Below are 21245 nucleotides of genomic sequence, written 5' to 3'. Positions count from 1 at the left end.
GCCGTCGGCCGACTCACCGTTCGGCCAACTCCGCCGCGATCGCGCCGCGCAGCAACTTCCGCGCGCGGGCGATCGTCATCGACCCGCTGAGCCAGCGTTCGCTGAGCCCCTCAACCAGGCAGGTGAGGCGTTCGGCGGCGTCGAGGGGGTCAGCCAGAGGTGAGGCCGAGCCGGACGCCTGGGCCCGCCGGATGACCTCAGCGACCTCGTCCACCCACACGCGGGTCGACTCCGCCAGCGGCTCGCGCAGGTCCTCGTTGAAGACCGCGCTGGCGCGGAGTTCGCCCCACGCGGTGCTGTTCGTGCGCACCGACTCGGTGTCCTGCAATTCCAGCAGCAACAGCAGTTCGAGTTCACCGCGCGCGTCGGTGGCCTTGGCCGCCGCCTGCTGGGTGTAACCGGCCGCGTCCTCGTTGATGTGCTCCAGGGTCCGTCGCAGCAGCCCGGCGCGGTCGCCGAAGTGGTAGTAGATCAGAGCGGTGGAGATGCCCGCCTCGGCGGCGAGTTGTTCCACGCGCAGCCCGCGCACGCCGGCGCGGGCGATCACCCGAACGGCGGCATCTAAGATCGACTTCTGGCGTTCCGACACGGTGTCTCATCCCCGGATTCGCTGACTGACTGATGTTTCAGTCAGCGGAATGTTACTGACCAGCCTGGCCATCGGCGCACTGCCCGTTTCCCGTTTCCCAGCCGGTACGGCAGCGCGCTCAGTTTGACTGAAATTTCAGTCAGCGTCATGATGGGTGCCGTGGGGCCACCCCCACGGCCCAAGGCCCACCCCCACCCACGGAGTGTGTTGTGTCTGATTCCCCGCTGTCCCGTCGAACCGCGCTCCGGACCTTGGCCGGAATCGGTGCGGCAGCTCTCGCGGGCGCGGCGTGCTCCCGACCGGACGCGCCCGCGACCTCGTCTGCCGTGCCCTCTCCCGCGGCAGCGCTGACCTCCTCGGGTGGGACCCGTCGGCTGGGTGCTGAATGGGAGAGCCACGCGCGGACGTTCATGTCCTGGCCGACGGCGAGGATCTGGGAGGAGGACCTGCCAGCCGTTCGCCGGGACATCGCGGGCCTGGTTCGCGCGGTCGCGGATCACGAGCCGGTGGCGCTGCTCGCCCGCCCCGAGGACGCCGATGACGCGCAGCGTGCCTGCGGAAGCGGTGTCGAGGTCGTGGCGATCCCGGTGGATGACCTGTGGGCTCGCGACACCGTGCCGGTGTTCGTGGAAGAGGCCGGCAAGATCATGGGCGTCGACTTCAACTTCAACGGCTGGGGCAACAAGCAGCCGCACGGCAACGACGCCGGTGTCGCCCGCGCGGTCCTGGCCAAGTACGGGATCGAGCGGGTGCGGACCTCGATCGTCGCCGAGGGTGGCTCGTTCGAGACCGACGGCAAGGGCACACTGCTGGCCACCGAAAGCTCATTGGTCAACGACAACCGCAACAGCGGGAAGACGCGTCAGCAGATCGAGGACGAACTCAGGCAGATCCTGGGCGTCAAGAAGGTGATCTGGTTCGCCGGTGTGCGCGGTAAGGACATCACCGACGCCCACGTCGACTGCCTGGTGCGATTCGTCGCCCCGGGGGTCGTGCTGCTGGACAAGGCGGCCCCCGGCACGCCCGCGGACATCTGGTCCCAGGCTGCCGAGCAGGCCAGGACCGTGCTCAAGGAGGCTACCGACGCGAGCGGCAACCCCCTCCAGGTCATCGATCTTCCCCAGCCGGATCCGGACAAGGTCACCGTCCACGGCAGCAAGAGCGTCATCTCCTACGTGAACTTCTACATCGGCAACAAGGCCGTGTTCCTGCCGAAGTTCGGCGACGCCGCGGCCGACGACCGCGCACAGCAGATCCTGCGCGATCACTTCCCCGGCCGGGAGGTCGTTCCCGTCAGGATCGACACCATCGCGTCCGGCGGCGGTGGGATCCACTGCTCGACCCACGACCAGCCCGGCACGCCGACGGCCGGGTGACAGCAAGCACTTTCACGACACCGTCACGGTTCCCGTCCGCGCCACCGAGTTCGCACCCACCCCGTCGGCGGTGATCCGCACCGGGTACTGGCCCGCTGGCGTTCCCACTGGCACGGTCACCGTCACCGTGACGGTCTGCTGCACGGGCAGCCGCTGCGAGTGGATCACCAGCAGTGGCGCGCTGACCTTGCTGCCCCACCCGGTCGGCACCTCGGCCGACACGTGCACGGGCAGCGCGCCGGGGGACTGGCCGAGCACGTCCAGGGTGAGCGTGGCCTGCCGTCCCGGGCCAGTGGCCACAGTGGACGGTCGCAGCGCGGAGTCGACGTGCCTGCGCGAGTCGGCCGCGGCCTCGTTCACCGAGGGCGGCTCCGCCTCGTGGCCGGTGGCCCAGGCCGAGGGCGTGCTGCCGACGGTCTGCGCCAGCGTGCCGCCGTGCGCCAGCGCCGACCAGTCCAGCCAGCTGCGCCGAACCTCGTGCCCGCCCAGCGTGATCCGCTGCACATAGCGGTTGCTGTCGCTCACGCCGGGGGCGGTGATCCTCAGCGTGCCGCCCTGCGTGCCGTACCGTCCGATGTGGACTGTGGCGGACTCGAACTGCGGGCTGGACAGCGCGAGGAAGTTCGACCCGCTCATGGTCGGGTAGAGCCCCAGCGAGGAGAACACGTACCAGGCCGACATCGTGCCCAGGTCGTCGTTGCCGGTCATGCCGTCCGGGCCGGTGGTGAACAGGGTCATCGCGGCCCGCACCACGGTGGCGGTCTTGGCCGGTGCGCCCACCCACAGGTACAGGTAGGGCGCGAGCAGATCCGGTTCGTTGTTCGGGTTGTAGGTCGGCTTGGAGTAGTAGTCGTACGGGCTGGCGATCCAGTCCCTGCGCACGGTCGCGGCCGGGTCGGTCAGCAGGCTCGGGTAGGCGAAGAAGGAGTCCAGCCGCTTCTCCGTCTCCCGCCTGCCGCCCATCAGGTCCACCAGCCCGGCCGGGTCCTGCGGCACCAGCCACTGGTACTGGTACGCGCCGCCCTCGTGGAACTGGTGGTCGGCGCCGACCGGGTCGTAGGGCGTGAGCCAGGTGCCGTCCACGGTGCGCGGCCGGAACTGGCCGGTCGAGCTGTCCCACAGGTTGCGGTACCACTGCCCGCGCGCGGCGAAGGTGCGCGCGTCCTCGCGGTGCCCGAGGCCCTCGGCCATCAGCGCCAGCGCCGCGTCGGCCGCCGCGTACTCCTGGGTGGCCGAGGCGGGGTGCTCGCAGTCGTTGTCCCCGCCCTTGTGCGCACAGTCCTTGCCCAGCACCAGGCCGGAGGGAAGGTAGCCGCGATCGGCGTAGTACCGCTGCCCGGAACGCCCGTTGTACGGGGAGTTCGCGGGCGGAGTGCTCGTGGCGTTCTCGCGCAGCAGGGCGTACGCCTCCTGCTCGTGCCCGGCCAGCAGCCCCTTGGACCACGCCTCCACCAGGAACGGGGTCACCGGGTCGCCGGTCATGATGTTGGTCTCGCTGTTGGCCAGCGCCCAGCGCGGCAGCCAGCCCCCGTCGCGGCCCGCCGCCACCAGGGACAGCGCCACGTCGCGCGCCACGGCCGGTTCGAGGATCTCCAGCAGCTGGTTCTGCGGCCGGTAGGTGTCCCAGAGCGAGAAGTTCTGGTACGGCGTGTAGTCCTTGGCCACGTGCACCTTGTTGTCGAACCCGGCGTACGAGCCGTCCACGTCACCGGCCAGGTTGGGGTGCAACAGTGAGTGGTACAGCGCGGTGTAGAAGGCGGTCTGCCGCTCGGTGCTGCCCCCGGTGATGCCGATCGAGCCGAGTCGGCTGACCCAGGTGTTGTGCGACTTCGCCCGGGTGGCCTCGAAGTCGTAGGAGTCGCCGGTTTCCTGGGTCAGGTTGCGGCGAGCCCCGTCCAGGCTCGTGTACGACAGGCCGACCTTGGCCGTGACCGAGCGCTGGGTGGTGGCGTCGAAGGTGACCCACGCGCCGTTGGCCCCGGTACCGGATGCGTCGCGGGTGCCCGGTGTGGTGGCGGTCCCGCGCCAGGCGCCGAAGCTGGTGAACGGGTGGTCGAAGGTGGCGGTGAAGTACACCGTGTGCTCGTCGTGCCCGGCGCAGAAGTGCCCGGCGTGCACCCGGCCCTCCACCGTGCGGTCCCCGACCACGTGCACCTCGGAGTCCAGCACCGTCTGGTTGGAGCGGCCGGTGTTGAACAGCACGTTCGCCTGGCCGGTGGCCGGGAAGGTGTAGCGCTGCCACCCGGTCCGCTCGGTGGCGGTCAGCTCCGCGTTGATCCCGTACCGGGACAGCCCCACCCGGTAGTAGCCCGGCTCGGCGTGCTCGTCGGTGTGCGAGTAGGCCGACTTGTAGCCGTCCGCGTCCACTGTGGTGATCGCGCCGGTGGTCGGCATGACCGGCAGCTCACCGCCCACCCCGCAGCCCACCCCGGACAGGTGGGTCTGGCTGAAGCCGTACATCGTGCCCTGCTGGTAGTCGTAGCCGCCCTGGCCACCGGTGTCCGGGCTGACCTGCACCATGCCGAACGGGGCGCTCGCGCCGGGGAAGGTGTTGCCGGAGTTCTGGGTGCCCACGAAGGGGTTGACCAGCGTGGTCGGATCGGCGGCCGGGGTCCGCGCCGCGGCCTGCCCGGTCAGGCCGCACAGCAGCCCACCGATCAGCGCGCCCGTGCCCAGCACCGCCGTGACCCGCCTGATGGATGCCCGCATGAGCGTTCCTCCCCCGTGGTCGGCAAGCCAGAGGACTAGACCAAGACGGGCTTTTCGCTGTCAATGCCCGCGCCGATCCTGTCCGGTGCTTGTCCGCCTCGCTGGAGGAAGGTCCTGCGGTAGGCCGAGGGCGTGGTGCCCACGAGTCGGCGGAAGTGGTTGCGCAGGTTGGTAGCCGTGCCCATGCCGACCCGTTCGGCCAGCTCCTCCACCCCGCAGTCCTGCCGCTCCAGGATCTCCCGGGCCAGCGCCACCCTGGTCGCGGTGAGCCAGCGCAGCGGGGTGATGCCCAGCTCGGCGACGAACCGCCGCGCGAGCGTGCGCTCGGACATGCCCGCGTGCCTGGCCAGCTGGCGGACCGTCAACTGCTCGGCGAGGTTGGCCCTGGCCCAGTCCAGGGTGGCGGTGAAGTTCGAGCCCTGCTCCTGCGGCACGGGCCGGGCCACGTACTGGGCCTGCCCGCCCTCGCGGTGCGGGGCGGCGACCGCGATCCGGGACACCTGGTTGGCCACCGCCACCCCGTGGTCCTGGCGGATCAGGTGCAGGCACAGGTCGATGCCCGAGGCCACCCCGGCCGAGGTCATCACCTGGCCCTGGTCCACGTAGAGCACGTCCTGCTCCACCTGGACCGCCGGGTGCCATCGCGCGAGGTCCCCGGTGAGCGTCCAGTGCGTGGTCGCCCGCAGGCCGTCCAGCAGCCCAGCCGCCGCCAGGGTGAACGCGCCGGTGCAGATCGACACCACCCGGGCGCCCCGCCCGTGCGCCTGCCGCAGCGCGGCGAGCACCTCGGGGGACTGCTCCTGGTCGTGTGGCGCGTAGCCGGGCACGACGATCGTGTCCGCCTCGGCCAGTGCGGACAGACCGTGCTCGACCTGCACCGTGAACCCGCACGCGGTCCACACCGGGCCGGGCCGCTCCGCGCACAGCACGACCGTGTACCGGTTGTCGCGCAGGCAGGTGAACAGCTGGCCCGGCATGCCCAGCTCCATCGCCCGCACCCCGGGAAGCACCAGCACGAGGACCCGGTGTTCGATCATGTGGCGGAATACTATCGATCTTCGTCGGTCCTGCCACTCGTGCCCGGTTCTGCCCGACTGCCAGTCTTGCTCCCATGTCACTTCGTTCTGTCCCAACGGGTTTGACTCTGGCGGGCGCGCTGGCCGCGCCCGCGCGGGCCGCCCGAACGCATTCGCGCTGCGCAACGGCTGAGTGAAGCCCTTGCCAGCGTATATACCGGTAGGGGTATATTCCTCACATGGTATCTACCTTTGAGGTGCTGGCCGAGCCGCGCCGCCGGGAGATCCTCGACCTGCTGTACGCAGGGGAGCGGCACGTCGGGGAGTTGGTGGAGCGGCTCGGCATGCCGCAGCCCGGGGTGTCCAAGCACCTGAAGGTGCTGCGCGCGGCCGGATTGGTGGAGGTCCGGCAGGAGGCGCAGCGTCGCTGGTACCGGCTGCGGTTGCAGCCACTGGTCGAGGTGGACCAGTGGCTGCGCCCCTACCGGGACCTGTGGGAACGGCACCTGGACGCCCTGGAACGGCACCTGGACGCCATGCCCGAGGAAGGGGGCCGGTAGTGGACGCGAGGCTGGAGACGATCAACGGCAACCCCGTGCTGCGCTTCGAGCGGCGGCTGTCGCACCCGGTGGCGAAGGTCTGGCGGGCGGTCACCGACCCGGCCGAGATGGCCAACTGGTTCCCCGCCGCGATCCAGACCGAGCTGGCGGTCGGGGCGCGCATGCGGTTCACCTTTCCCGAGCAGGCCCCGGTGGACGGCACGGGCGAGGGCGAGGTGCTGGAGTACGACCCGCCCAGGGTGTACGCCTTCCGCTGGAACAACGACGTGCTCCGGTTCGAGCTCGTGCCCGAGGGCGATGGCTGCGTGCTGCACTTCTCCCAGGTGCTCGGCGGCGGCCCGCTCGGCAGGCTCGGCGCGGGCCGCAACGCGGCGGGCTGGGACCACTGCCTGGACGCCCTGCTCACGCAACTCGACGGTGGCTCCGTGGGGACCTTCGAGTGGCTGCCGAAGATGGAGCGCTACATCGAGGTGTTCGGCCTCGGCGCCGGTGAGGTCGTGCCCACCGATTCGGGCTGCGAACTCCGCTTCGCCCGAGATCTAGTCTGGAAGTCAACTAAAGAACTTTGGAACTTCATCACTGAGGAACAGTCGGTACAGCCAGGGGGCGGCGCCCCGCTGCGCGCCACCAACGAGTACGTGACCGCGGGCGAGGTCGTCACCGCCGAGGCGCCGACCCTGCTGGAGTACCGCTGGCTGCACGAGGGCGAACCGGTCGGCCTCGTCCGCTGGCGGTTCGCCTTCGACGCGCAGCTCGGCTCACGGGTGGAACTGACCCAGACCGTGCCCGCCCGGCTGGCCGACCGGGCGCCGACCGCACTCGCCGCGTGGCACACGCAGTTGGAGCTGTTCTTCGCCGGGGTGCACGGCGACATCCGCTGCCCGTGGCCCACCGGCCGCACCGAGCAACTGGCCGATCACTACGCAGGGTTGTTCAGGGAGGTCTGTTCAGGTCAGGCCGACCGACCGTGAACAACCCGATCGGCGTAGACAGGAAGCCCGCCAGGCCCCGCGTTGCCAGGGAACCCCAGACCCTGGGCGGTACATCCTGGTGGTGAGTGGCCGGGCGCTCGCACCCCCCAGAAGCGGGCGCCCGGCTCATCAGCCCGGGTCGCTCAGCCCGGGTCCAGCTCGTGGGCCAGTGACTGGGCCACGCGGTGCAACAGCGGCACCACCTCGTCCACCGAGATCAGGCCCATTCGCGCCTCCGGCCCGCTGATGGAGATCGCCGCGTTGGCGTGCGCACCGGGCACGGCCACCGCCAGGCAGCGCACCCCGACCTCCTGCTCGCCGTCGTCCACGGCGTAACCCCGCGCGCGGATCGTGTCCAGTTCGGCGCGCATGGCCGCCACGGTGGTGATGCTGCGATCGGTCTGCGGGCGCATCGTGGCCCTGGCCAGCACCTGGCCCACCGCCTCCTCGGGCAGCTGCGCCAGCACCGCCTTGCCCACCGCCGTGCAGTGCGCGTCCACCCGGCGGCCCACCTCGGTGAACATGCGCATCGAGTGCCGTGACGGGGCCTGCGCCACGTAGACCACCTGGTCCCCGTCGAGCACCGCCATGTTGGAGGTCTCCCCGGTGGCCTCGGTCAGCTCCGCCAGGTAGGGCCGCGCCCAGGAACCCAGCGCCCTGCTGGCCGTCTCGCCCAACCGGATCAGCCGGGGCCCCAGCGCGTAGCGGCGGGAGGGCTGCTGGCGCACGTAACCGCCCGCGAGCAGGGTGCGCATGAGCCGGTGGATGGTCGGCAGCGGCAGTCCGGACCCGGCCGCGAGCTGGCTCAGCGCCACCTCGCCGCCCGCGTCGGCCATCAGTTCCAGCAGCTCGAAGGTGCGGTCCACGGACTGCACCCCGCCGGAGCCGCGCTCGGCAGGAGTCATCTCACCCAGCCGTCCTTCTGTACTCGGGGGACCGGGTGAGGGTAGCGTGACAACCGTCAGATTTGGAAGCAAAACTCCACGATGTGGAAATGCCTGGGAGGACTCGCCGTGCCGCAGGAGATCCTGACCCCGGAGGCGGTGGCCTTCGTCGCCGACCTGAACCGGACCTTCGCCGCCCGCCGTGACGAGCTGCTCGCACTGCGGGCGAGCCGTCGCGCGGCCGCCGCGGCCTCGGGCGGACTGGACTTCCTGCCGGAGACCGCGCAGGTGCGGGCCGGTGACTGGCGGGTGGCGCAGGCCCCGCCCGCGCTGACCGACCGCCGGGTGGAGATCACCGGGCCCACCGAGCGCAAGATGGCCATCAACGCGCTGAACTCCGGGGCCAAGGTGTGGCTGGCCGACCTGGAGGACGCCAACACCCCGCACTGGGACAACGTCATCTCCGGTCAGGTCAACCTGTACGACGCGGTGCGCGGCACGATCGTGCACACCTCGCCCGAGGGCAAGCACTACGCGCTGCGCTCGGACGTGCGGCCCGCGACCATCGTGGTCCGTCCGCGCGGCTGGCACCTGGACGAGCGGCACCTGGAGTTCGACGGCAGGCCCGCCGTGGCCGCGCTGGTGGACTTCGGCCTGTACTTCTTCCACAACGCCCGCGAACTGCTCGCCCGCGGCGCGGGGCCGTACTTCTACCTGCCGAAGATGGAGAGCCACCTGGAGGCGCGGCTGTGGAACGAGGTGTTCACCCGCGCCCAGGAGCGGCTGGGCATCCCGCACGGCACGATCCGCGCCACCGTGCTGATCGAGACCGTGCCCGCCGCCTTCGAGATGGACGAGATCCTCTACGAGCTGCGCGAGCACGCCTCCGGGCTCAACGCGGGCCGCTGGGACTACCTGTTCAGCCTGATCAAGACCTTCCGGGACGCCGGTCCGGAGTTCGTGCTGCCCGACCGCAACAGCGTCACGATGACCGCCCCGTTCATGCGCGCCTACACCGAGCTGCTGGTCCGCACCTGCCATCGGCGCGGGGCGTTCGCGATGGGCGGCATGGCCGCGTTCATCCCCAACCGGCGCGATCCCGAGGTGACGGCCGCCGCGCTGGAGAAGGTCCGCGCGGACAAGAGCCGGGAGGCCGGTGACGGGTTCGACGGCTCGTGGGTGGCCCACCCCGACCTGGTCCCGGTCTGCCAGGAGGTGTTCGACTCGGTGCTGGGGGAGCGGCCCAACCAGCTGGACCGCACCAGGGACGAGGTGTCGGTGACCGCCGCGCAGCTGCTGGACGTGAAGTCCACCCCGGGCGCGGCCACCGCGGCGGGGCTGCGCGCGGCCGTGGACGTGGGTGTGCGGTACCTGGTGTCCTGGCTGTCGGGCAACGGGGCCGCCGCGATCCACAACCTGATGGAGGACGCGGCCACGGCGGAGATCTCCCGCTCGCAGCTGTGGCAGTGGGTGCACAACGAGGTGGTGCTCGACGACGGGCGGACCGTCACCGCCGACCTGGTGCGCGCCACGCTGGCCGAGGTCCGCGCCGAGTTGGCGCCCGTGGCGCAGTTGGACACGGCCTGCGAGCTGTTCGAGCAGGTCGCGCTGGCCGCCGAGTTCCCCGACTTCCTGACCGTGCCCGCGTACGCGAAGATCGACTGATGGCGGACCTCGATCGGCTCACCTCGGCACTCGACCTGCGACTGTCCGAAGTGGACGAACAGCGGAACCGGTTGTACCCGGGCGATCCCGGGGGCAGGCAGCCGGTGCACACGGTGTACGTGCCCGCCGACAGGGCCACCCCGGACCTGGTCACCCGCTGGGGGCAACAGGCGCTGGCCGCGCTGGACGAGCACGCGCCCGACGCCGCCGCGCTGACCGCCGCGACCGGTGTGGACGCGGGGCCGGTGTACGAGCGGGTGCGCGCCAAGCTGGTGCGCGAGCCGATCGAGGATCTGCGGATCGACTTCGAGGACGGGTACGGCAATCCCGGCGAGGAGGTCGAGGACGCGCACGTGCTGGCCGCGGCGACGGTGCTGCGCGCGGGCGCGACCCCGTTCTGCGGGGTCCGGGTCAAGGGCATGGAGCCCGCCGTGCGGCGGCGCGGCGTGCGGACCCTGAGCCTGCTGCTCGACGCGCTGGCGGAGGACCTGCCCGCCGGGTTCGTGATCACGCTGCCGAAGGTGACCTCGGTGGAGCAGGTCGAGGCCATGGTGTGGCTCTGCGAGCAACTGGAGGCCGAGACCGGGCTGGCGGCGGGGCGGCTGCGGTTCGAGTTGCAGGTGGAGACGACCCAGGCCGTGCTCGGCGCGGACGGCACGGCGACCGTCGCGAGGATGGTGCACGCCAGCGGCGGGCGCTGCACGGGTCTGCACTACGGCACGTACGACTACAGCGCCGCGTGCGGGGTGACCGCGGCGCACCAGGCGATGGACCACCCCGTCGCCGACCACGCCAAGGCCGTCATGCTGCTGGCCGCGGCGGCGACCGGTGTGCGGCTGTCGGACGGTTCGACGAACGTGCTGCCGATCGGCGAGCAGGTGCACGCGGCCTGGCGCCTGCACGCGGGCCTGGTCCAGCGCTCCCTGCGGCGTGGGTACTACCAGGGCTGGGACCTGCACGCCCACCAGCTGCCCACCCGGTACCTGGCGACCTTCGCGTTCTTCCGCGAGGCGTTCCCGCAGGCCGCGGCGCGGCTCAAGGCCTACCTGGGCAACGCGGGCGGATCGGTGCTGGACGAGCCCGCGACGGCACAGGGGCTGTGCGCCGCCCTGGTGCGCGGCCTGGACTGCGGTGCCCTGGACGCCGACGAGGTGCAGTCGGCGGTCGGCGTGTCGCGGGCGGTGCTGGACGGCTACGCGCGCAGGCGGGTCGGCTGAAACCCGCAATTCCGCACGGCGGTCTCGGACCGTGTGGATACCGGACCGGGGTGGTTCTCCGCCATTGTGGTGTTGGCGGGGAAACGCCCAGCGGGACACGCGGAGTTGTAGGCCCTGCCGTTCCACCTGCTGGTACGTCGCTGGTCGCGAATCCGAGAAGTGTTCGGAGCGGGGACGGTGTGTCTTTCGCTCGTGGGGCCAGTTGATCGACGGTGTAGTGTTTCCAGGTGGTTTTTCGCCGCTGTCTGGAGTGGTGAAAGGGTCTTCTGCTGGAAGCCCGCCGATCACTGGACGGAGGAAGCTGGTTGGATCTCTACGGCAGGAGCGGCGAACAGGACCGCCTCGTGTCGCTGTTGCCGGCTTCCGGGGCCCCGGGGCGGCTCGTCCTGGTGCGTGGCGCGGAGTCGATCGGCAAGACGGCGCTGCTGCACGCGGCGGCGGCCAGGTGGCGGGCCGGCGGTGCCGTGCTCCTCGAGGTGGAGGCCGGGGGCGAGTACGGGCTGGACGGGCTGCTGCGGGCGGTCCGCGCACGGTTCGAGGACCTCGCGGAACCGGGCCTGGTGGACACGGTCAGCGCCATCGCGCGGATCTCCGCCGAGGGTGGGGACCTGTACGCGCGGCTGCGGCAGCCGTTGCTGGCGCTGTTCGCGCGGATCGCGGCCAGGCGGCCGGGCGTGCTGCTGCTGGACAGGGCGGCGGACGTGGCGGACCCGACCCTGGTGCTGGAGGCGGCCAGGCGTGGCGGGTTCCTCGCGGTGGCCACCTGCGGTGACGAACCGGAGCCGCCCTCGGGCGTGCTGGGGCTGGTGGACTCGGCCGACGAGGTGATCACGCTGGGGCCGATGGCCCCGGACACGGTGCAGCGGCTGGTGTCCCGGGCGACCGGGCGACCGCTGGACGGCGCGCTGATGCCCGCGCTGTCCACCGCGCTGGGTCCGCTGGCGGGCAACCCGGGCACAGTGCTGGGCACGGTCGAGGACCTGCTCGGCAGGGGCCGGATCGCGCAGGTGGCCAACCACCTGTGCCTGGCCGACCCCCAGGAGCCGATCGCACTGGCGAGGGAGCACGTGCTGGTCCGCAGGGCGCGGCTCGCGGGGCACGCGGCCCGGCGGCTGCTGCACGTCGTGGTGGCGCTGGGACAGGTGCGGCTACGCGAGCTGGCTGACCTGGCGCCAGTGGCCGGTACCAGCGCGGAGGAGCTTGGCGCCGCCGTGGACCTGTTGGTGGAACAGGGTTTGCTGCTGGTGGACGCAGTGGGCCACGTGGAACTGGTGTGCCCAGCGCTGCGTCAGGCGCTGACGGAGGAGCTCGGCGCCGGGCCGATCAGTGCGGTGCACGCGGACCTGGTGCTGCTCCGCGACACCGAGCGGACCCGCGCCCTGCGACCCGAGTCGCTCGCGGAGCACCTGGTGCACGCCGGTGATCGGCTCGACTCGCCGGCGGAGCGGATCGAGTGGCTGATCGACCTCGCCCGGTCGGTCGCCGCGGACTCGCCGGGGCAGGCGGCGCAGTGGTGCGAGGCCGCCCTGGACCACCTGCCCACCGACCACGCGCGGTGGAGCGGGCTCGTGGTGCAGTTGCTGGACAACGCGGTCCGCGCCGCCCGCTACGACGTGCTTGCCCGTGCGCTCGACCGGCACTGTCCCACGGCGGCGGGCCATCCGCACCTGAGGCAGGACCTCGCGGTGGCGGCGGTGCTGGCGGCCGTGCACACCGGGCGCCCGCCGGGTGCGGCCGTGCGCGCGGCGTTCGAGGGCGGCACCGAGCAAGAGAACTTCGCGTTGGCGTTCTGCGACTGGTGGTTCGGCGCGCGCGAGGAGCTGGGCGCCGCGCCCGCGTCCGGGCAGTCCTGCGTCGCGGCCTCGCTGCCGACCGCCGCGCAGCTGGAACTGGTCCACCTGGCGCTCACCGGCCGGTACGCGGACTGCGCCGCGCGCATGTCCAGGGCGCAACAGTCCGAAGTAGACAGACTACTGCGCGCGGGCCGCCTTGGTGACCTCGCCACGGTGTTCACGATCGCGCTCGGGCCGCGCTACCGGCTGCCCGTCAGCGGTGTGCTGGCGCGTTACCGGCGTGTGTTGCGGTGCTACAACAGCGGGCGGTGGTCGCGCGCGCTGTCGGCGGCCCGCGAACTGGCGCTGTCCCAGGGGCCGCCGACCCTGGTGAACCGGCGCGCCTGGCTGCTGGCCGCGGAGATCTGCTCGGCGCGCGGGGACCAGCGGCAGGCACTGGACTGGCTGGCGCTGACCCCGCTGGACGGCTCGACGGCGGCGTTGCGGTCCTGGGTGGACAGTGGGGTGGCGACGCGGGCCGGGGACCTCGGGCTGGCGTTGGGCACGGCGGTGGACGGCTACCGCGCCGCCCTCGCGGCGGGCGTCCGATCCGACCTGGATGCCTTGCTGGGCAGGGCGATCGGGCTGGCGGTGCGGGTGGACCGGGGCGAGTTTGCCAGGGAACTGCTCGCCGAGGTCGTGCGGCTGCACCAGGACCGCGAGCTGGACAACGGGGACGAGGTGCTGTTCCTGGCCCACGCGGTGGTGGACGGCACGATGCTGTGCGCGCGCGCCGCCGCGAGCCTGTCCAGACAGCGGGGGCGCCTGCCCGACCTGGCGCGTGCCTGCCTGGTGGCGGGCAGGCTGGCCGAGGACCCGACCCCGTGGCTGCGCGAGGCCTACGAGATCGCGAAGCGGCTCGGTTCGTCCTGCCTGCGCGGCAGGGTGACCGCCGTGATGCGGGCGCGCGGGGTCACGGTGCCCAGGGCGCGCAGCCCGCGCGCGCTGTTCTCGCCCACCGAACTGCGCATCATCGAGCTGATCCGCGAGGGCTGGACCAACCACCAGATCGCGGGCAGCATCCAGGTCGCGAAGAAGACCGTGGAGAGCTACGTGACGAAGATGCTTGCCAGGAACGGGTTCCGCTCCCGGGTGGAGCTCGTCACGGCCAGCCTGGACGGGCGCATCCCGGTACCGCGCCGCTAGTGGCGCGTCGCGCATCGTTGACCTGGTATCCAGTCCGGGCCGAGGCCGCGGTGCAATGAAAGTGCCGTTCGAGACAGCCAGTGTCCTGAACGGCACTTTCATGACACGGCCCGCGTCGGCGGGCGTGGCTGGGTGGTCGCCGGCGAGACACGGTCAAGGTCCCGAGGCGAGCCGCTGTGCGGTGTACCCGACGACGGTCTTGGACACCGCACTAGAGCTGCAACTCGAACTGACCCGCGAGCATCGCCGTGGCCAGCTCCACCCGGGACCGGTAGCCGGTGTGCTTGAACAACCGGCTCAGCCTGCTCTCCACGGACCGCTCGCTGGTGTGCAGCACGGCGGCCACCGTGCGGTTGCTCAGCCCGTCGGTGACCAGGGTCGCCAGCAGGTACTCGTTCTCCGCGGTGGCCGCGCGCCGGTCGGGGACCGGGATGTTCAGCTCCCGCATGAGGTGGCGCGTCCGCGCGCGAGACAGCAGCGCCCGCAACTGGCCGTACAGCGCGTAGCCCTCGTGCACCAGCTTGGCGGTGACGAACCCGGCCCCGGCCAGCCGGAAGATCGTGTTGGCCAGTTCGAAGGGCTGCCCCGAGGCCCTGGCCAGTGCCAGCGCGCTGGCCGCCGAGTCCGGGTCGGCCAGCACCAGCGCCCTGGTCAGCAGGTGGTTGAGCCAGGCGGCCCGGGTGTCCACCGCGGTGGCGACCCGTCCCGTGCACGCCACGAGGTCGCGGTCCTCGGGCAGTGCTCCGGGCAGCGAGCGCAGCTGGGCCAGCCCCAGCAACAGGTCGTCGGTACCGGCGAGCACGCCCCTGCGCGAGGCCACCGCCAGGCCCTCGCGCAGCAGCCGGTCCGCCTGCGGCACGTTGGTCAGCAGCAGTTCGACGTCAGCGTCCACCGAGGACAGAAGGTGGTCCGCGACCTGTTGCTCCGCGCGGGCCTTCGCGATGATCGACCGCGCCTCGGACAGGCTGCCCCTGGCCAGGTGGATGCGGGCCATCGCGCGGTACATGCCGGTGTGGCCCAACGGGTTCCCGGTGGGCGTGCCGCGCACGATCGCCAGCTGGGAGATCGCCAGCGCCTCGTCCCAGTGGCCCGCCAGGAAGCGCAGCACCGCCAGGTCCACCTCGTTCAGTGCCTGCTCGGGCAGAGCGAGCCTGGACATGGCGGCGCGTGCTGAGCTCAAGTCGTTGATTGTCAACGAGGTTCGCGCGTAGGCGGCGGCCACGGCCTGCCGGTTCAGCTCCTCGACGGGCGCCAGCAGCCGCGCGGTGCGATCGAGCACTGTGGACAGTGGGCCACCGAGGCCGAGCAGCCGCGCCGCCTGGTCGGCGAACATCTCGCCGAGCACACTGGTGAAGCCCTCCGCACCCTGCCACGTGGAGCGGGTGGACTCCAGCAGTTCGTGCGCCTGCCGGAACCGGTCGAGCATGCTCAGGGCGCAGGCCGAGCTGACGATCCGCTGGGCAGGCCCGCCCGACAGTTGGCCCCAGTCCCCGGCGATCAGGTTGTCCAGGGTGCCGAAGTCCCGCAGCGCCAGCAGGGCGGTGACGTACATCAGTTGCAGGCACTGCACGTGGTCCGCGGTCAGCAGGTCGGCGTGCTCGGCGAGCAACCGCTCGGCGCTCTCCGCGGCGCGCTGCCACTGTCCGTCGTAGAGCGAGGTGACCGTGAGCAGGCGCAGGCTGCGCACCTGTTCCTGCCTGCCCAGCGGCAGTTCCGCGGCCGCGCGCAGCCAGGGCACCACCCGTGCGTGGTCGATCAGCACGACCTGCTCGGCGTGCGTGAGCAGTTCCGCACCGGTGCGCTCGGGATCCACCATGCCTGCGGAGATCGCGAGCTGTTCGGGCAGGTAGAACGGGTCCGCGCTGCGCGCCGCGCCCTGCCAGACCGCCCGCACCGCCGCACTCGCCAGCCTGCGCCGCGCGTAGGGACCCAGCTTGGCGGGCAGGACCTCGGCCAGCAGCGGGCTGCGGAACCGCCGGTCGGGGCCCACCGTCAGCAGGCCGAGCGCGGTGAGCTCGTCCAGGGCCTGGCGCACTTCCTGCTCCGGGCGGTCCAGGCTGCCCGCGAGCAGCCCGGTCGCCGCCTCGCCCAGTGGGGCCAGCACCGCCATGCCCAGTGCCACCGCGCGGGTGTGCGGCGGCAGCCTGCGCACATCGGCGAGCACGGGGTCCTGCAAGTCGACCTGTGGGGGCAGATGCTCGTGCACCAGGTACGCGTGGTGGTCGCTCACCCGCACGGCACCGGCTCGCTGGTAGCCCCTGGCCGCCGCGATCAGCGCACCGGGCAGGCCGCCGCCGAGTTCGTGCAGCCGGTCGGCCAGGCGCGGGGTCAGCCGTGCGCCCAGCACCTGGCCGAGCAGTACTCGTGACTCGGCCCGATCCAGCGGGGGCAACCGAACCGCGTGCACCAGTGCGTCCTCCTGCGTGCAGGCGGGCAGCTCGGCCGGGCGCGGGGTGCGCAGGCTCAGCACCAGCTTCGCCGGGCTGCCCACCAGCCGCCGGGCCACCGTGGTCAGCGCGGCCCGTGAGTGCCCGTCCACCCACTGCGCGTCGTCGATCAGCACGAACGCCGGGCCCAGTCCCAGCAGCGAGTCGGCCAGCCGCGTCGCGGTCCGCGTGACCGTGCGCTGCTCGGCATCCTGCTGGGCCGGGTCGGCGGCCACCTCGCTCAGCGCGTCGTCCACCCGCATGACTCCCCGGTGGGGACGGCTCCGGTCGGACTCGCGCATGCGCACGACCAGGGTTGTCACGCCATTCGCGCGGGCCGCCGCACCCAGTGCGGCCATCGCGGTGCTGCGGCCGACACCGGCCGGGCCGCCGATCACGAGCACCGGGGCGGTCTGTTTCGAGTCCAGGAAGCCGAGCAACTGCTCGATCAGGTGCTGTTTGCCGAACAACGCGGTGGCCGGCGAATTCATCGGCACAGGGCACCGAGTTGTGCGGGAGTGCGACGGAAACGGACAAAGCGGATCATCTACGAGGGCCGTCCTGCGGTACGCGGTGCTGGAGAAGTACTTTTCAGGTGGTGATCGGCACGCCTGGCCTCGGCCGTGTCGACCACCTGTGCAGCACCACCCTGGCCCGTTCCTGGGGCAGGGTCCGCAGCCAGGGCTGGAGCCGGAGGTAATCCTCGTCGGTGACCGCGCGCGGGAAACAACCCTGGTAGACCTTTCCCGTCCCGTGCAGGTAGTCCGAGGACCGGATCAGGCCCGCCTTGCGCATGCCGCGCAGGTAGCGGCCGACCGTCTGCGAGGAACTGATGGGCATCGAGTTCCTGGCCAGCCCCAGGATCTGGAACAGGCTGTAGTCCTCGTCGATGGACAGCATCTCCGCCCAGATCGCCCGCACCCTCGGTTCGTAGAGACCGTCCAGCCCGCTGAGCAGTTCCCGCGCCGAAACGGGCAGTGGGGGCAGCGCGCGGTGGTCGGCGGCGTCGGCGGGACAACCGCCGGTCAGCCGGAGCTGGACCTCGCCGCGGCAGGGGCGGCACGGCAGGGTGGCGGTCCAGCTGCGCAGCATCGTGCGGTCCAGTTCGGACAGCGTGCGCGGGAAGGCGCCCGAGTACAGCTTGCGCGGCGCACCCGAGGTGGACTCCAGGATCACCACCATCTCGAGTTCGGCCAGTGCGCGCACGTACAGGTGGAAGCTCTGCCTGGTGGCCAGGCCCAGTGTGGCCCCGGTCGCCGTGCGGATCTCCTCGACGTCCTCGGGCTCGGGCCTGGTCAGCAGGTAGCCCCAGAGTTCGAGCAGCTTGTGCGCGCGGACCGTCCGGTTCCGTTCCACCTTCCCCACGAGGCTGGTAGGGAGGAACGGCGGCGCACAGTGGTGCGGAGACAAGGTGTCACCTCTGCATGTCCAGGCTGAAGACGGTGTTGTTGGCGTAAGTCTCACGTCGATGCGTCACGTGTTGTGAACCGTTGTGCACCCGTGTGGCTTGATTGCGGGTTTTCCGCCGTGAACGGCAGGCGGAGTCACTTGGACCGGGGATGACCGAACGGGCACTGACAACCACGAGGTCAATGCCCGTCTGTGCGGAACTCCGATACCGGGCCGGGCGGGATTCGGGCACTCTTTGATGCTGAAACGGGTCGTGCCTGGGCGGTAGGGGCCGTGATGTCCTGACGATTGTGGATTGACGTGCGCGGATGTCCCGCTGAGTGACACCGAAGCGGCCGGGAGACTCGTCGAATTGGCAGGCATGATCCGCTCTCGTGCGTGGAAACCCTGAGAATGGTGTTCTCGGAGTCTAGGTCCGCCACCGGCGTCCGCTCGGGCAGAAATGCTGGGCCGTGCGTACCGTCGGCGGGAAAACCCGCGATGGGTTTCGCCAACTCCTCGCGCGAACGGAGACGCCTGTGGTGAAGGTGGCGGTGATCGCCGACGACCCGCTGACCGCTGACGGCACGGTGAGCTACCTGAACGGCTTCGACCAGGTCCGTGCGTACTGCGGCGCCGAGGCGGCGGAGCGGTGCCAGGTGGTGGTGGCCCTCGGTGGTGACCTCAGTCCGGAACTGCTGACCAGCCTGCGCGCGGCGGCCACCCTGGCGAGACCGAGACGGCTGCCCGCCCTGCTCGTGGTCAACCAGATCGAGCTCGCCCAGGCCGAGCAGGCGGTGCACGCGGGGGTGGTGACCGTGCTGTGGCGGCAGGAAACCAGCCTCGAGCAGGTGTACGAGGCGGTGCTGCGAATCCAGCGGCCCAACTCGGTGCAGGGCAACCTGATCGCTCAGATCCGCGGCATCGAATCGCGCAACCGGGAGCTGGCCCTGCTACGCAGCGGGGCGTTGTCCGAGCGGGAGATCCAGTTGCTGCAACTGCTCAGCGAGGGCACGCCGACCACGGTGGTGGCCCGCGTCCTGGGCTACTCCGAGCGCTCCGTGAAGGGGTTCATCAGCGACCTCAAGGCGCGCCTCGGCCTGCGCGGCCGGGTGCACGCCGTGGCCTACGCCGCGCGGCACGACCTGCTCGCCCGCTACCGGGACCTCAACTGCCCGCCCGAGGAGGCCGCGCAGTTCGCCGCCTCGCGCGCGGTGACGTCACGCTGAGCTGGCTCAGCCCGGCAACAGCACGCCGGGATTGAGGATGCGGGCAGGGTCCACAGTGGACTTGACCGCGGCCAGCGCGGCGGCGAACGGCTCGGGGCGCTGCCGGTCGTACCAGGGCCGGTGGTCGCGGCCGACCGCGTGGTGGTGGGTGATCGTGCCGCCGTTGGCGATCAACGCCTCGGACACCGCAGCCTTGACCTCGTCCCACTGCGCGACCAGGCTGCCCCACCGGCCCGGGGCGTACACGCCGAAGTACGGGGCGGGGCCGTCCGGGTAGACGTGGGTGAACCGGCAGGTCACCAGGCCGCCGCCGGTCACCCGGCGCAGCGCCCCGTGGGCGGCGGCCAGCACCGCGGCGTGCAGTTGCTCGAACCGGTCCCAGGTGCAGGCGGTCTCGAAGGTCTCGACGAGCACCGACTGCCGGGCGAGGGCGTCGCGCTGGTAGGGCATGCGCAGGAAGGAGGCCCGCCAGGCGGTGCCCGGGTCCTCGGCGTCGTCGTGCACCGTGCCGCCGTGGTCGCGGCACAGTTGCAGCGCACGGTCCAGCCAGGCCCGAACCGGGTGGTCGGCCGACTCGAAGGCGAGCACCAGCACCGCGCCGCCGACCGAGGCGCCCGCGTTGAGGAAGGCCTCGCCCGCGTCCAGCAGGCGGCAGTTCGCCGGGTACAGCCCGGACTGCGCGATGGCGCGGGTCGCGGCGACCGCGCGGCCGTACTCCCCGAAGTGCACCGAGGCGCGGGACCTCCACTGTGGACGGTCCTGCAACCGCAGCCACGCCTCGGTGATCACGCCGAGCGCGCCCTCGGAGCCGAGCCACAGCCGGTCGGGGGAGGGGCCCGCGCCCGAGCCGGGCAGCCGCCGGGACTCGCTGACGCCGGTCGGGGTGATCACCCGCATCGACTCGGTCAGGTCGTCGATGTGGGTGTGCAGCGTGGCGAAGTGGCCGCCCGCACGAGTGGCGAGCCAGCCGCCGAGCGTGGAGAACTCGAAGGACTGCGGGTAGTGCCGCAGGGTGAGCCCGTGCGGGCGCAACTGCTGTTCCAGGTGCGGGCCCAGCACCCCGGCCTGGATCCGCGCGGCCCTGCTCACCCGGTCGACCTCCAGCACCTGGTCGAGTCGGCCCAGGTCGAGGGTCACGGCCCCGGCGTACTCCCCGTCGAAGCGTGGCTCGACCCCGCCGACCACCGAGCTGCCGCCGCCGTAGGGGATGGCGGCCACTGATTCGCGCGTGCACCAGTCCAGCAGGTCGACCACGTCCTGCTCGGTGCGTGGCCGTGCCACCAGGTCCGGCACGTGCCGCAGGTCCCCGGCCAGGTTGCGCACCACATCCCGGTACGCCTTGCCGTGGCTGTGCGCGGCGCGGTCCTCGGGCTCGACCGAGCACAGGTGGGCCAGCGCGGCGGGCGGGGTCACCCGCGGGGTGGGCAGGTCGAGCGCGGCCACCTCGGGCGGCTCGTGCACGGTCGGGTCCCGGTCGGGCAGCAGCGCCGAGACCCGGGCTGTCAGCTCGGCCAGCTCCTGACCGGCCACGGCGTCCTGAGTGTTGCCCCAGCCCCACCACGAGCGCGTCACGTCGCCTCCTCGAATTGACTCTCGGGTAAGTTACCTCAGAGTCAATTCGCGCGGTAGGCTCGGCGCATGACGGGCAGGGCGGGCACCAAGGGCGTGCCGAGGGAGGAACGCGAGCGGCAGATCCTCGACGAGGCCGCGGCGGAGTTCGGCACGCACGGCTACGCGCACGCCTCGGTGGCCGAGATCGCCAACCGCGCGGGCATCTCCAAGCCGCTGGTCTACAGCTACTTCGAGTCCAAGGACGGCCTGTTCCTGGCCTGCCTGCACCGCGCGGGCCCACCGCTGGTGCAGGCCGTGGCCGCCGCCCAGCACCCGGTGCCCGGCCGCCAGCGCGCGGCCGACACCCTGGCCGCGATCTTCACCACCCTGGAGCCCAGGCCGCACGACTGGTCCATCGTCTACGACCCGACCGTGCCCGCGGGCAGCCCGATCGAGCAGCAGGCCCGCAAGTACCGGCGCGCGCTCAACCGGCTCGGCGCGGTCGGCGTCAGCGAGGTACTCGCCGACGTGGGCGGGTACGACGCCAAGGACGAGTCCCTGCTCACCCAGGTGTGGTTCGGCGTGGTCACCGCCATGGTCCGCTGGTGGCAGCAGCACCCGGCCCAGACGGCCTCGGACATGATCGCGCGCAGCCAGCGGGTGATCGCGGCGCTCTAGCGCGGAC

Annotated in this window: 15 protein-coding genes; 8 read left to right on the top strand and 7 right to left on the bottom strand. The window is 71.7% G+C overall.

The features are described from left to right. Positions 1-13 precede the first annotated feature (13 nt). A complete protein-coding gene (locus tag KALB_RS22240; protein ID WP_025357922.1) occupies positions 14-589 on the bottom strand; it encodes a TetR/AcrR family transcriptional regulator in 576 nt (191 codons plus the stop codon). A gap of 209 nt (positions 590-798) precedes the next feature. On the opposite strand from KALB_RS22240, the gene KALB_RS22235 reads away from it, so the two are divergent. Then, positions 799-1965, top strand: a complete 1167-nt coding sequence (locus KALB_RS22235; RefSeq protein WP_025357921.1) for an agmatine deiminase family protein — start codon at positions 799-801, stop codon at positions 1963-1965. Between the two features lie 12 nt (positions 1966-1977). Here KALB_RS22235 and KALB_RS22230 read toward each other — a convergent pair whose 3' ends face one another. Both KALB_RS22230 and KALB_RS22225 read right to left on the bottom strand, forming a co-directional pair. Continuing rightward, the gene (locus KALB_RS22230; protein ID WP_030108056.1) at positions 1978-4674 is read right to left on the bottom strand and encodes a GH92 family glycosyl hydrolase; all 2697 of its coding nucleotides are present in this window, start codon (positions 4672-4674) and stop codon (positions 1978-1980) included. A gap of 35 nt (positions 4675-4709) precedes the next feature. Next, complete coding sequence (locus KALB_RS22225; RefSeq protein WP_025357920.1) at positions 4710-5711, bottom strand: GlxA family transcriptional regulator; 1002 nt, start codon at positions 5709-5711, stop codon at positions 4710-4712. Between the two features lie 218 nt (positions 5712-5929). Here KALB_RS22225 and KALB_RS22220 point away from each other — a divergent pair, with 218 nt between their 5' ends. Continuing rightward, positions 5930-6250 carry an ArsR/SmtB family transcription factor gene (locus KALB_RS22220; RefSeq protein ID WP_025357919.1) on the top strand — a complete coding sequence of 107 codons (321 nt, stop codon included), beginning with the start codon at positions 5930-5932 and terminating at the stop codon, positions 6248-6250. Continuing rightward, positions 6250-7221, top strand: a complete 972-nt coding sequence (locus tag KALB_RS22215; RefSeq protein WP_025357918.1) for an SRPBCC family protein — start codon at positions 6250-6252, stop codon at positions 7219-7221. The genes KALB_RS22220 and KALB_RS22215 overlap by 1 nt, the downstream gene beginning before the upstream one ends. A 143-nt stretch (positions 7222-7364) precedes the next feature. Here KALB_RS22215 and KALB_RS22210 read toward each other — a convergent pair whose 3' ends face one another. After that, a complete protein-coding gene (locus tag KALB_RS22210) occupies positions 7365-8126 on the bottom strand; it encodes an IclR family transcriptional regulator (protein WP_025357917.1) in 762 nt (253 codons plus the stop codon). 108 nt (positions 8127-8234) lie between these two features. Between KALB_RS22210 and aceB the strand changes: the two genes are divergently transcribed. The 3 genes from aceB to KALB_RS22195 all read left to right on the top strand — a co-directional run bounded on the left by aceB (position 8235) and on the right by KALB_RS22195 (position 13965). Then, positions 8235-9770 (top strand): malate synthase A, encoded by a 1536-nt coding sequence (aceB, locus tag KALB_RS22205; RefSeq protein ID WP_025357916.1) that lies wholly within the window; start codon positions 8235-8237, stop codon positions 9768-9770. Next, complete coding sequence (locus tag KALB_RS22200; RefSeq protein ID WP_025357915.1) at positions 9770-10987, top strand: DUF6986 family protein; 1218 nt, start codon at positions 9770-9772, stop codon at positions 10985-10987. Before aceB ends, KALB_RS22200 begins: the two co-directional genes overlap by 1 nt. 305 nt (positions 10988-11292) lie before the next feature. Then, positions 11293-13965 carry a helix-turn-helix transcriptional regulator gene (locus KALB_RS22195; RefSeq protein WP_025357914.1) on the top strand — a complete coding sequence of 891 codons (2673 nt, stop codon included), beginning with the start codon at positions 11293-11295 and terminating at the stop codon, positions 13963-13965. A 211-nt stretch (positions 13966-14176) separates the two neighbouring features. Here KALB_RS22195 and KALB_RS22190 read toward each other — a convergent pair whose 3' ends face one another. Then, complete coding sequence (locus tag KALB_RS22190; protein ID WP_025357913.1) at positions 14177-16882, bottom strand: AAA family ATPase; 2706 nt, start codon at positions 16880-16882, stop codon at positions 14177-14179. Positions 16883-16982: 100 nt separating this feature from the next. Continuing rightward, a complete protein-coding gene (locus tag KALB_RS22185; protein ID WP_148309568.1) occupies positions 16983-17747 on the bottom strand; it encodes a hypothetical protein in 765 nt (254 codons plus the stop codon). Positions 17748-18319: 572 nt separating this feature from the next. On the opposite strand from KALB_RS22185, the gene KALB_RS22180 reads away from it, so the two are divergent. Continuing rightward, positions 18320-19009, top strand: a complete 690-nt coding sequence (locus KALB_RS22180; protein WP_025357911.1) for a helix-turn-helix transcriptional regulator — start codon at positions 18320-18322, stop codon at positions 19007-19009. 6 nt (positions 19010-19015) lie between these two features. Here the strand turns inward: KALB_RS22180 and KALB_RS22175 are convergent, their stop codons facing one another. Beyond that, positions 19016-20581: an FAD-binding oxidoreductase gene (locus tag KALB_RS22175; RefSeq protein WP_025357910.1), complete on the bottom strand. Its 1566-nt coding sequence runs from the start codon at positions 20579-20581 to the stop codon at positions 19016-19018. A 66-nt stretch (positions 20582-20647) separates the two neighbouring features. Here KALB_RS22175 and KALB_RS22170 point away from each other — a divergent pair, with 66 nt between their 5' ends. Next, positions 20648-21238: a TetR/AcrR family transcriptional regulator gene (locus KALB_RS22170; RefSeq protein WP_030108589.1), complete on the top strand. Its 591-nt coding sequence runs from the start codon at positions 20648-20650 to the stop codon at positions 21236-21238. The last annotated feature ends 7 nt before the right edge of the window (positions 21239-21245 follow it).

The sequence above is a fragment of the Kutzneria viridogrisea DSM 43870 genome (genome assembly GCF_000525635.1).
GTDB classification, from domain to species: Bacteria; Actinomycetota; Actinomycetes; order Mycobacteriales; family Pseudonocardiaceae; genus Kutzneria; species Kutzneria viridogrisea.
The sequence above is the reverse complement of the archived record's forward strand: the minus strand, read 5'-3'. Positions and strand labels throughout refer to the sequence as shown.